Annotated in this window: 9 protein-coding genes; 2 read left to right on the top strand and 7 right to left on the bottom strand. The window is 68.8% G+C overall.

The window, feature by feature from the left end; all coding sequences use genetic code 11:
* Positions 1-11: 11 nt before the first annotated feature.
* Entirely contained in the window at positions 12-1,106 is a 1,095-nt protein-coding gene (locus tag ACZ50Q_RS23955) for a hypothetical protein (protein ID WP_464079738.1), read from the bottom strand.
* 264 nt (positions 1,107-1,370) lie between these two features.
* A complete protein-coding gene (locus ACZ50Q_RS23950; RefSeq protein WP_092581884.1) occupies positions 1,371-2,270 on the bottom strand; it encodes an AEC family transporter in 900 nt (299 codons plus the stop codon).
* A gap of 243 nt (positions 2,271-2,513) precedes the next feature.
* On the opposite strand from ACZ50Q_RS23950, the gene ACZ50Q_RS23945 reads away from it, so the two are divergent.
* Positions 2,514-3,506 (top strand): tripartite tricarboxylate transporter substrate binding protein BugE, encoded by a 993-nt coding sequence (locus ACZ50Q_RS23945; RefSeq protein ID WP_464079737.1) that lies wholly within the window; start codon positions 2,514-2,516, stop codon positions 3,504-3,506.
* 85 nt (positions 3,507-3,591) lie between these two features.
* Here ACZ50Q_RS23945 and ACZ50Q_RS23940 read toward each other — a convergent pair whose 3' ends face one another.
* On the bottom strand, positions 3,592-4,497 hold the full coding sequence (locus ACZ50Q_RS23940; RefSeq protein ID WP_464079736.1) for a LysR family transcriptional regulator: 906 nt from the start codon (positions 4,495-4,497) through the stop codon (positions 3,592-3,594).
* Between the two features lie 154 nt (positions 4,498-4,651).
* On the opposite strand from ACZ50Q_RS23940, the gene ggt reads away from it, so the two are divergent.
* Complete coding sequence (ggt, locus tag ACZ50Q_RS23935; protein WP_464079735.1) at positions 4,652-6,415, top strand: gamma-glutamyltransferase; 1,764 nt, start codon at positions 4,652-4,654, stop codon at positions 6,413-6,415.
* Between the two features lie 39 nt (positions 6,416-6,454).
* On the opposite strand, the gene ACZ50Q_RS23930 is transcribed toward ggt, so the two are convergent.
* From ACZ50Q_RS23930 to ACZ50Q_RS23915, 4 genes are all read right to left on the bottom strand, one after another.
* The gene (locus ACZ50Q_RS23930; RefSeq protein ID WP_464079734.1) at positions 6,455-7,864 is read right to left on the bottom strand and encodes an APC family permease; all 1,410 of its coding nucleotides are present in this window, start codon (positions 7,862-7,864) and stop codon (positions 6,455-6,457) included.
* Between the two features lie 204 nt (positions 7,865-8,068).
* The gene (locus ACZ50Q_RS23925) at positions 8,069-9,196 is read right to left on the bottom strand and encodes a CaiB/BaiF CoA transferase family protein (RefSeq protein ID WP_464079733.1); all 1,128 of its coding nucleotides are present in this window, start codon (positions 9,194-9,196) and stop codon (positions 8,069-8,071) included.
* A gap of 12 nt (positions 9,197-9,208) precedes the next feature.
* The gene (locus ACZ50Q_RS23920) at positions 9,209-10,198 is read right to left on the bottom strand and encodes a Bug family tripartite tricarboxylate transporter substrate binding protein (RefSeq protein ID WP_464079732.1); all 990 of its coding nucleotides are present in this window, start codon (positions 10,196-10,198) and stop codon (positions 9,209-9,211) included.
* A 70-nt stretch (positions 10,199-10,268) separates the two neighbouring features.
* Positions 10,269-11,969, bottom strand: a complete 1,701-nt coding sequence (locus ACZ50Q_RS23915; RefSeq protein WP_464079731.1) for an acyl-CoA dehydrogenase family protein — start codon at positions 11,967-11,969, stop codon at positions 10,269-10,271.
* Between the last annotated feature and the right edge of the window lie 36 nt (positions 11,970-12,005).

Below are 12,005 nucleotides of genomic sequence, written 5' to 3'. Positions count from 1 at the left end.
GCATTCGTCCTTCAGTTCGGTGATATGTGGTCCGCCAGCCAATCCGCGCCAAAATAGCCGGCCGCGCCAAAAATGAGGGCGCCCAGCGCGCCGGTCACGATCAATCCCGGGCCGGTTTCAATGCCGAGCGCCGCGCCGCCGATGAACCCGATTTTTGCACCGGCCCACGCCCCGCCCCAACCCCCGGCCTGGCGAACCGCTTCGGCCGCAATCGGCCGGAACGATCGTTGCTCAGCGGATTGCCGCGTCGCGCGTGCCACGTCCACCGCGGTGATGATCAACCCCAGCACCGTCAACACCCGGCCGTAGCGGCCAATGGTGCGAGCCAGGGCGTAGGACTTTTCCAGTTGGGCAAGCCGCTGCATGGCCTGGTCGCGGCTGATCTTGTTCGCGCTCAGGTCGTTCCAGACGTTTCGTGCGGCATTGATCTGCACCTGATGCACTTCGCTGGCAACCCGGACGGAGTCGGACGTGAATCTCGTGTTCCGGATCAGCACTTCCTGCTCTGCGCCGACGATGGTGTCGATCAGCCGTTCCACACTGTGGCGGGCAGCAGGATTGGAGGCGACGAAGCGCCGGAGGTCGGCCACCACTTCCGGCACGGAAAACACCTGGGCGCCCGACGCCCTGGCCTTGTTCATGTCGATGATGAGCGGGACGCCGTCCATGGTGGGCGCGCCCAGGCCCTTCGTACTGGCGGAAAGATAGCCGCCCTGGCCCCTGCCCAGGGCATGTTCGGCCGGACTGTACATGGCCGCCGGGTTGGCGGGCGCCATGGAAAAGTCGCGCGGCAAGGCAATGACCTTGACGGTTCCTTTCAGGGAGCCCGCCGGGGGTTGCCCGCCACGCCACACGTTGCCCGCAGACTCCTTGCGGATCACGGCGTCGGCGCCGATGTCTGGCAAGACCTCGACCACGACGAACATATAGCCGCGGGCCAGGGCGATCCGCGCCGTCAGGCGGCCTTCGCCGTCGTCGGTTTGCGGGATCGAGCCTGTGCCGTTTCGCCGCATGCCGTCGGGGATCCAGATCCGTTGGCCGACATAGAGTTTCGTATCGGTAAAGCTGGTGACGGTCAGCCGCTTCCAAAGCCTGCCGTCGCCCATGTGTTTGCGGGCGATGCTCCAGAGTGAATCGCCGGGTTGGACTATGTATTCGCTCATTCCTGGTTCCCCTAAGCCTGGTCGGAAGGTGTGCGTGGCGCGCCGCGCGGCCGGCGCGCCTCGATTTCCGGGGGAATGGGCGATATCCGTCGGCGCGCCGTGCCTCAGACGCCGACGTCATACTGGTCGGCGGGCGCGCAACAGGGCAATCAGGCTTGTCCTGTTTCAGGGGTTTTTTTTCAAGGCGGCTCCGCGCCGTTGCGGGCGTTAGGGGCGGCCCGCCAGCAGCAGCCACATCGGGATCGTGACCGCCGAGAACAAGGTGCCCAGGGAGATCAGTACGGCCACCATGCGGCCGTCGCCGCCCATGCGCATCGCGAGCACGTAGGCGGCCGATGCCGTGGGCAGCGCCGCGAACAGCAGCAGCATGCGGGCCTCCAGGGGCGGCAGGTCCAGCAGGTGCGCCACCAGCAGGGCGACCGCGGGCAGGGCGACGAGCTTGACCGCCAGCATCCAGGCGATGAGCGACCCGTAGCCCTTGCCTCCTTCCCAGGCGAGGCTGGCGCCCACGCAGAGGATGCCCAGCGCGATGGCCGCCGCGCCCAGGCGCGCGAGCACCGTGTCCACGGGGCCGGGCAATTGCAGCCCGGCCAGGTTGCAGGCCAGGCCCAGCACGGTGGAGATCACCAGCGGATTGCGCGCCAGTTCGCGCAGCAGATTGCCGCCGCTGTGCCGCGCCAGGCCGTAGACGGCGGCCAAGTTGGCCATGGGCACGGCGAAGCCGACGATGAGCGCCATCACGGTCTGGCCCTGCGCGCCCGCCAGGCTGGCCGACAGGGCCAGGCCGATGTAGGTATTGAAGCGGTAGCCGCATTGCGCGGAGGACGCCAGGCCCAGCGACGAGGGCCGCAGCACCAGGCCCGCCAGCCAGGCCATCGCCACGCCGGCGGTGATGACGGCGGCGGTGGCCTGCAGCAGGAGCGCCGCGTTGCCCGCCGTGATGGGCGTGCGCAGGATGGACTGGAACAGCAGCGCGGGAAACAGCACGAAGTAGACGAGCCGTTCCGTGCCGGCGAAGAATTCGCGCGAGAAACCGAGTTTGTGACGTAGCGCCCAACCCAGCGCAACCAGCATGAAATCGGGGAAAACCAGGAGGGCTACCGACATGGGAAAAGTGGGTTTTTGTCTGGCGCCAAACGGGGCTCGGCGCGCTATGCGGGTGTAAGCGTTTGCTGCTATTCTCCGACATTCTGGCGGGCGCGTGTGCCACAAGCAACCTATAAATGCAGCGCAGACACGCTGTGCACAAGCAATGCGCCCGCACCGTTATCTGCTGGTCCGCCTACAGGCGGGCACATCACACAACGGTCCGTCTACATACGGGCTCGCAATCTTGGAGGAAACACATCTATGAATAAAGTCCGCACCCTGGCCGTGGCCATCGCCTTTGCTACCGGCGCAGCCGGCATGTTGGGCGCTACGGTCGCGCACGCCGCAGACAAGTACCCCAGCAAGGCCATCCGCGTGATCGTTCCGTTCGCGCCTGGCGGCTCCACCGACATCATCGCGCGCCTCGTGACGCAGCGCATGAGCCAGGAACTCGGCCAGCCCATGGTCGTTGAAAACAAGGGCGGCGCAGGCGGCGCCATCGGTGCGGCCGAAGCCGCGCGCGCGCCGGCCGACGGCTACACGCTGTCCATCGCCACCGTCTCCACGATGGCCGTGAACCCCGCCTGCCGTCCGAAGGACCTGCCGTACGATCCGATCAAGGACTTCCAACCGGTCACCAACTTCGCCAACACCGCCAACGTCGTGGCCGTGAACCCGAAGTTCCCGGCCAAGGACTTCAAGGGCTTCGTCGAAGAACTGAAGAAGAACCCGGGCAAGTACTCCTACGGCAGCTCCGGCACCTGCGGCGTGCTGCACCTGATGGGCGAATCGTTCAAGATGGCCACCGGCACCGACATCGTGCACGTGCCCTACAAGGGTTCGGGCCCGGCGCTGGCTGATGCCGTCGGCGGCCAGATCGAAATCCTGTTCGACAACCTGCCGTCGTCGATGCCGCAGATCCAGGCCGGCAAGCTGAACGCCATGGCCATCGCCTGGCCCGAGCAGATCGGCACGCTCAAGGGCGTCCCGACCTTCAAGGACGCGGGCTTCCCGGTGCTGAACCAGCCGGTGTGGTATGGCCTGCTGGCCCCCAAGGGCACGCCGATGGACGTGGTGAACAAGCTGCGTGACGCCGCTGTCGTGGCCCTGAAGGACCCGAAGGTCATCAAGGCGCTGGAAGAGCAAGGCTCGGCGCCGTCGGGCAACACGCCGGAAGAGTTCGCCAAGGAAATCCAGGAGCAGTTCAACTGGGCCCAGGACGTCGTGAAGAAGCAGAACATCACGCTGAACTGATGCCGCACGGGGCGTTGCGCGCCCCGGCCGACACCACAACGGGCGCCTTCGGGCGCCCGTTGTGCGTTGCGGGCCGCGCGCCCGCTCAGGCGGGCGCTTCCAGCCCGGCCAGCCGCGCGGCGCAGGCCGCCCGCAGGCGTTCGATCAGGTCGCGGTGCAAAGCGGAAAGCGGATCCTGGTTGCGCGTCATGATGCTGATCGGCACGCGCAGGGCGGGCTCCAGGCGGCGCAGGTTCATGCCCGGCCGCAGCATCGCCTGCGCGGTGATGGCGTCCACGATGGCGTCGCCGCAGCCGGCGTCCACCAGTGCGCACGCGACGTAATGCGTCTGCACCTGGATGGCGACCTGCGGGGCCAGGCCCTGCGCATCGAGCGCCAGTTGCAGCAGCGCGCCGGACGCATCGCCGGCATCCAGCACGATCAGGGTGCCGCCCGACGCATCGCCCAGCTCGGACAGCCGCATCGGCCCCTGCGCCGCGGTGCGGCTCAGGTGCACGAGTTCCGTATGGCCCAGCCCCATGCGCGTCAGGCCCGGGTAGTCGTTGGTGTCGAACGTGATGGCCAGGTCGAGCTCGCGGGTCAGCAGTCCCTGCACCAGCTCGGCGCTGTGATGGGTATGGATGTCGAAGGTGATGCCGGGCTGCGCGTCGCGGCTGTCGCGCACCACGCCGGGCAGCAGGCCCAGGCCCAGCGCGGGCGCGCATCCCAGGCGCAGGTGGCCGTGGGGACGGTCGCGCAGATTGGCCGCCAGCCGGCGCACGCTGCTCAGGTCCTGGCTCAGCCGCGCGATCTCGGGCGTGAGGATCTCGGCCTCGCGCGTGGCGACCAGCCGGCCCTTCACGCGGTCAAAGAGCCTGAAGCCGAGCTGGCTTTCGGCGTGGGCCAACAACTTGCTGGCGGCAGGTTGGGAGATGTGCAGCGCCGCGGCGGCTTCCGTCAGGGAGCCGGTGCGGCGGATCGCTTCGAAGATCTCGATGTGGCGCAGGCGCATGGCGCAAACGGGGGCTGTGGTGTTCCGGAACCGCGATTCTATGCCGGATGCGGCCGGCGGACCGCGGCGCCCGCGCCGGCCGCCGCGCGACAGCGGCGCGGCCCTTTGACTATCATGGACGCCTGCCGGACGTCCGGCGCCACCGGAGCCCATCATGCGCCTACGCCGCCACGCCGTCCTGCTGTTTGCCGCCGCGATAGCCGGGCTGCCGTTCGTTTCGTCGGGTTGGGCGCGCACGCCGCAAGCGGCCGAGGACCTGAACCCGGAAGCCGCCAGCGGCGTCCAGGCGCGCCAGCTCGTGCGCGCGCCCCATTTCATGATGGTGACGGCCAACCCGCTTGCCAGCCGGGCCGGTGAAGCGATGCTGCGGCGCGGCGGCAGCGCGGTCGACGCCGCCATCGCCGCCCAGCTCGTGCTGAACCTGGTGGAGCCGCAGTCGTCGGGCATCGGCGGCGGGGCGTTCATGGTGATGTATTCGGCCCAGGACGGCCGCCTGCACACTTATGACAGCCGCGAGACCGCGCCGGCGGCCGCGCGCCCCGACCGCTTCCTGGATGCCGAAGGCAAACCGCTGCCTTTCGCGCAGGCCGTCAACAACGGCATGTCGGTGGCCGTGCCCGGCCTCTTGCGCGGGCTGGAACTGGCGCACAAAGCGCAGGGCAAGCTGCCCTGGGCCGACCTCTTCCAGCCGGCCATCGAACTGGCGGAGCAGGGCTTTGCGGTGTCGCCGCGCCTGCATGCGCTGCTGGCCGGCAACAAGGCCCTGCCGCAGCAGGCGGCGGCCGCGGCCTATTTCTATGCGCCGGACGGCGCGCCCTGGCCCGTGGGCCACGTGCTGAAGAACCCCGAATTCGCGCGCACCCTGCGCGCGGTCGCGTCGCAGGGCGCCGACGCGTTCTACCAGGGCGACATCGCGCGCGACATCGTGGCGGCCGTGCGGAGCCATGACAAGCCGGGCGACCTGAGCCTCGCGGATCTGGCGGGCTATCGCGCGAAGACGCGCGATCCGGTCTGCGGCGCCTATCGCGGCTACCAGCTCTGCGGCATGGGGCCGCCGAGCAGCGGCCCCATCGCCGTGCTGCAGATGCTGGGCGAGCTGGAACAGTTTCCGCTCAGCCGCTATGCGCCCGGCACGGCGCAGGCGGTGCATTACTTTTCCGAGGCGGGCCGGCTGGCTTTCGCCGACCGCGACTTCTACGTGGCCGACCCCGACTTCGTGCGCGTGCCGGTGCGCGCGCTGCTGGACCCGGCCTATCTGCGCGCGCGCGGCGCGCTGATCCAGCCCGACCGCAGCATGAAGGTCGCGCTGCCCGGCGACCCCGAAGGCAAGCTGCTGTCGCTGGGCAAGGACGACGCGCTGGAGCTGCCGTCCACCAGCCACCTGGTGGCCGTGGATGCGCAAGGCAATGCGCTGACCATGACGACCACCATCGAAAGCGAGTTCGGCAGCAAGATCTTCGTGCGGGGCTTTCTGCTGAACAATGAGATGACCGACTTTTCGTCGTCGTTCCAGGACCCCGAAGGACGCCTGGTCGCCAACCGCATCGAACCGGGCAAGCGCCCGCGCAGCTCGATGGCGCCCATGGTGGTGCTGCGCGACGGCAAGCCCTACATGCTGGTGGGGTCGCCGGGCGGCAGCGCCATCATCAACTACGTGGCCAAGACCCTCGTGGGCGTGCTGGACTGGAATCTGGACATCCAGTCGGCCATCGACCTGCCCAACATGGGCAGCCGCAACAAGGACACCGAACTGGAAAAAGGCACCGCGCTGGAAGCGCTGGCGCCGGAACTGGAGCGCATGGGACACCCGGTGCGCATCACCGAGTTTCCCAGCGGCATCCACGGCATCGTGATCGATGCGCAGGGTCTGGAGGGCGGCGCGGACCCTCGCCGCGAAGGGCTGGCGGTGGGGGGCTGAGACGCCCCCTGCTGTGGCGCCCCAGCTACGGCGCCCCCCTCATTCCAGCGAGGACGGATCCAGTTCCATCCGCGACTCGCGCCGCCGCGCGAACCAGGTCACGAACCACATCACGACGCCCAGCAGCAGCAGCCAGCCGGCGACCTGGTACTGGATGACGTCGCGGCCCGTCAGCGGCGTGACGAGGAACAGGCAGGCTGCCGCGCCCAGCCAGGGCACGACGCGGCTGATGGTGAAGTGGCGGTGCTTCACCTGGTCGCGGCGCAGGACCAGCACCGCGATGTTCACGAAGGCGAACACGCCCAGCAGCAAGAGCGCCGTGGTGCCGCCCAGCGCGCGGATCGCCTGGGAATCGGCCAGCGCCACCAGGATGATCAGGCCGAACGCCAGCGCGGTGGTGAACAGGATGGCGGTCCAGGGCGTCTGGTTCTTGCGGTGCACGTGGGCCAGGAAGGCAGGCAGCACGCCCTGGCGCGACATGCCGTACAACAGGCGGCTGGCCATCATCATGTTGATGAGCGCCGAGTTCGCCACGGCAAACATCGAGATGATGGGCATGATGTATTCGACCGGCAGGTTGGGCGCGGCGCGCTTGACCACCAGCACCAGCGGCGTGCTGCTCTTGGCCAGTTCGCCCACCGGCACCAGGGCGACGGCGCAGATCGACACCAGCACATAGATGAGCGCCGTGATGCCCAGGCCCGTCAGCATGACCTTCGGGAAAATGCGGCTGGGGTCGTGCGTTTCCTCGGCCATGTTGACCGAATCCTCGAAGCCCACCATGGCGAAGAACGCGAGCGCGGTGGCCGAGGTCACGGCGAGGAACACGCTCTTGTCTTCGGGCGTATCGAACGCGACGACGCGGGAAAAGTCCGCCTGCCCGCCGGAAATGGCGTAGAAGCCCAGGATGATCACCATCAGCAGGCCTGACAGTTCGATCAGCGTGAGAATGACGTTGGCGCGCACGCTCTCGGTCGCGCCGCGCAGGTTCACCACCATGATCAGCAGCATGAACCCCAGCGCGCCCAGCGTGATCCAGCGCTTGTCGGCCTCGAAGCCCATGGCCACGAAGAGGTTGGCGGCAAAGGCCTGCGACGCGGTCGCGGCCGAGGTCAGGCCGGAACACATGACGGTGAAGCAGACGATGAAAGTCAGGAAGTGCAGGCCGAAGGCCTTGTGCACGTAGAGCGCGGCGCCGGCGGCGCGGGGGTACTTGGTGACGAGTTCAAGATAGGACAGCGCGGTCAGCAGGGCCACCCCAAAGGCGACGAGAAACGGCAGCCAGGCCGCGCCGCCGACCTCGGCGGCCACTTGCCCCGTCAGCGCATAGACGCCGGTGCCCAGGATGTCGCCGACGATGAACAGCAGCAGCAGCTTCGGGCCCATCACCCGTTTCAGCTGTGTGTGGTCTTTTGTGTCTGGCGTGTTTTGCGTGTCTTTCGTGGCCATAGTGTCTTTTTTCCTCTTATGTGGCTCGGGGAAGGCGTGCCTGGGCAACGCAGGGCGCTGAAAAAAGTCTAAGGCGGCAATCGGGCGGTGTCCTGAAACCAAATGTCTAAGTTGTTGGCGGCTGTGTATCGGCAGGTGCGCCCGTCGGCGCGGGCGCTCGCGAAAAAAAAGCCCGGCGCAAGCCGGGCTGAGTCGCAGGCGTGGTCAGGGCTGCCCGGCCGGAGGCGCCAGCGACGGCGGCAGCTTGCGCAGGGTCGCGGGCGTGCGCGACAACTTGATGGGCGAGCCCACGCCCTTGTAGTCGCCCTGTTCCAGCACCATGCCGCGATGGGCGGTATGCGGATGCGCAAGCGCCTGCTCCACCGTCTGCACCGCGGCCGCGGGCACGCCGGCGCGCAGCAGTCGGTCCGAGAGCGCGGCGGCGTCTTGGCGGGCGAGCAGCGCCGTGAGGTCTTCGCGCAGGGCGGGGCGGTTGCGCAGGCGGTCCGCGTTGGTCGCATAGCGCGCATCCTGCGCCAGGGCGGGGGCGTCGAGCGCCTGGGCCAGCATCGCGAACTGGCGGTTGTTGCCCACCGCCAGGAAGATGGGGCCGCTCGCGGTGGGCAGCGTTTCGTACGGCGCGATGTTCGGATGCGCGTTGCCGCTGCGCTGCGGCGCCTTGCCGCTGTAGAAATAGTTGGGCGCATGCGGATGCAGCAGCGACAGCGCGCAGTCGTACAGCGTGATGTCCAGGAACTGGCCCAGCCCGCTGCGCACGCGCTCGTTGAGCGCCAGCAGGATGGCGACCGCCGCGTTCAGGCCGGTCACCATGTCCACCACCGGCAGGCCGACCCGCGTGGCCTCGCCGTCCGCTTCCCCGTTCACGCTCATCAGGCCGCACATGGCCTGGGCGCAGGCGTCATAGCCCGGCAGGCCGCCCAGCGGGCCGTCCGAGCCGAAGCCGCTGACGCGGCAATGGATGAGCGCGGGAAAGGCCTGCTTGAGGTCCTGGTAGCCCAGGCCCCACTTCTCCAGCGTGCCGGGCTTGAAGTTTTCGACCAGCACGTCGGCGTCGGCCAGCAGATGGCGCAGCAGCTCCTGGCCGGCGGGTTGCGACAGGTCCAGCGTCATGCCGTCCTTGTTGCGGTTCACGCCGATGAAATACGAGGCCGTCTCGCCCAGAAAGGGCGGGCCCCAGCCGCGCGTTTCGTCGCCGCCGGGCGGCTCGATCTTCAGCACGTCGGCGCCGTGGTCGGCCAGGATCTGGGTGCAGTAGGGACCGCCCAGCACGCGCGACAGGTCGATTACCTTGCAGCCCGCCAGGGCGCCTGCGTTGGGTAGGGTAGGGGCCATGATGTGTTCGCTTCAGTCGATGGAGACGTTGGCGCTCTTGATGAGGGCGCGCCACTTGGGGACTTCGGTGCCGATGAACGCGGACAGGCCCTGCGGCGTCTTGTCCTGCGCTTCGACGATGCCCTGCGCGCGCAGGGTCTGGCCGATGGCGGGGTCCGACAGCGCGGTCCGGAACGCCTGGTTCAGCGTGCTGACGACCTCGGCCGGCGTGTTCTTGGGGGCGACGATGCCGAAGAAGACGCTGACGTCATAGCCGGCCAGTCCCTGCTCGGACAGGGTCGGCAGGTCAGGCAGCGCGTCGGAGCGCTGCGCGCTCGCCAGCCCGATGGCGCGCAGCTTGCCGGCCTTGACGTACGGCAGCGCGGTGAGGATGTCGGTGAACGACATCGACACCTGTCCGCCCAGCAGGTCGTTCAGCGCGGGGCCGGTGCCCTTGTACGGGATGTGCATGATCTGTGTGTTGGCCATGCGGTTGAACAGGATGCCTGCCAGGTGCGACGACGCGCCGTTGCCCGACGAGGCATAGCTCAGCTTGTCCGGGTTCTGGCGGGCGTAGGCGATCAGTTCCTGCAGATTGTTGGCGGGCACCGACGGGTTCACGACCAGGATGTTGGGCAGGTGGCCGATGCGGATGATGGGCGCGAAGCTGGTCTCGGGGTTGTAGCCCTGGTTCTTGTACAGGCTGACGTTGATGGCGAGCGGCCCCGAGGTGCCGAACAGGATGGTGTAGCCGTCGGGTTTGGCGGCGGCGACGTATTCGGAACCGATGTTGCCGCCCGCGCCGCTGCGGTTTTCGACGATGACGTTCTGCTTGAGCGGCTCGCGCAGCTTTTCGGCCAGTCGGCGCGCCAGCGCGTCGGTCGGGCCGCCGGGCGGGAAGGGCACGACCAGCGTGACGGGCCGCGCGGTCGGGAAGGCGTCGGCGGCTACGGCAGGCGCCGCCGTCACGGCGGCAGCGGCCGCCGCGGCGGCCAGCAGAAGGGGGGCGAAATGGCGTTTCATGGGTGTCTCCGGTGAATGACGCGCCGGCTGTGCCGCCGGCGTCGGGTGAGGGCAAAGCGGGGTGGGCGCACTACAGCGCGTATTGCAGGATGGCCCGGCAGGCCGCGCTTTCGTCGGGGGGGATGGCGTAGGGATCGCGCGGCGCCAGGCGGTGCAGCAGCACCTGATCGGCCAGCCGCGCGCGGCTTTCCAGGCCGGCGCCGGTGGCTTCCCAGCGCAGGGCGGCCATCGAGACAGCGTGGTAAAGCAACGATGCGGCCTGGCGGGCCAGCTCCGCGTGGTCGCCCTGCGCGGCGTGTTCGGCCAGCGCATAGGTCTTTTCCAGGGCGTCGGCCTGCGCGTCGGCCAGTCCGGCCGGGCAGGGCACGCCCTCGGCGAGCAGGCGGTCGATGTGGCTGCGCAGCGCGGGCAGGGAATTTTCTTTCTTGATGGCGCGCAGCACGTCCAGCGCGACGATGTTGCTGGTGCCCTCCCAGATGGAGCCCAGATGCGCGTCGCGGACCAGCCGGGGCTCGGTCCATTCTTCGATGTAGCCGCAGCCGCCGCGCACTTCCATCGCGTCGCCGGTGACCTTGCGCGCGTCGCGGCAGGCGCGGAACTTGATGAGCGGCGTCAGGATGCGGGCCAGCGCGGGATCGGCCGCGCCCTGGTCGGCGTCGGCCAGCGCCCGCGCCGTCTGGAACATGACGCTGCGCGCCTGTTCGGCCCACACCGTCATCTTGACAAGCTGGCGCTGCATCAGCGGCATGTCGATCAGCCGCTTGCCGAAGGCGCGGCGGTGCTGCGACACGTAGACGGCCTCGGTGACGGCGCGGCGCATCAGGCCGGCGGCGCGCATGCCGTTCGATAGCCGCGAGTTGTTGATCATGTCGGCCATGTGCTTGAAACCGCGGCCGCGCTCGCCCACCAGCCACGCCACCGCGCCTTCCAGGCGGATCTCGCCGCTGGCCATGGACCGGGTGCCCAGTTTGTCCTTCAGGCGCAGGATGCGGTAGCGGTTGTGCGTGCCGTCGGCCAGGTCGCGCGGCAGCAGAAAGAGCGACACGCCCTTCAGGCCGGGTTGCGCCTCGCTGCGCGCCAGCACCATCGCGAAACCGGCGTCGGGGTTCGAGCAGAACCACTTGTCGCCGTGGATGCGCCAGGTGCCGTCGTCCTGGGCCTGGGCCGTGACCTCGGTGGCGCTGACGTCCGAGCCCGCGCCTTGTTCGGTCATGAACATCGCGCCCTGGCGCAGCGTGTCGAAATCCTGCGAGGTGACCTGCGGCAGCACGCGCTCGACCAGCGCGGGATCGCCGAACTTGCGCAAGGTGCGCGCCAGCGAGTCGGTCATGCTGACCGGGCAGCACAGGCCGAATTCGGCCTGCACGAAGAGGTGGCTGAGCGCGTACTTGGCCGCCGCGGGCATGGGTTCGGGCCAGCCGAGCACGCCGCCGCGATGGGACAGCGCGGCCAGGCCGAATTCGCTGTAGGCCAGGCGTTCCAGTTCCACGTAGGCGGGGTGCTTGTCGACGCGCGACTCGTCCGTGCCGGCGCGGGTGCGCACCGACAGCGTGGGCGGATGCTTGTCGGCCACGGACGCCAGTTCGTCCATGAGGCCGCCCGCCAGTTCGCCCAGGCGCCGCAGGTGCGGCAGCAGATGCGCCTGCAGGTCGGCGGGCAGGTAGCGGCGGCTGAGCGCCTCGGCATAGGGGTCCGCGTCGAACAGGTTCAGCCCCCGGGAGTCCGGGACGGGCGTGGTGGTGGCGGCAACGGGCAAGACGGGGGTATCCATGGCGGCATCCGGGGACGAGGGCGGGAGATGGCCTAT

This window comes from Achromobacter sp. T5-5, from assembly GCF_055397965.1.
The sequence above is the reverse complement of the archived record's forward strand: the minus strand, read 5'-3'. Positions and strand labels throughout refer to the sequence as shown.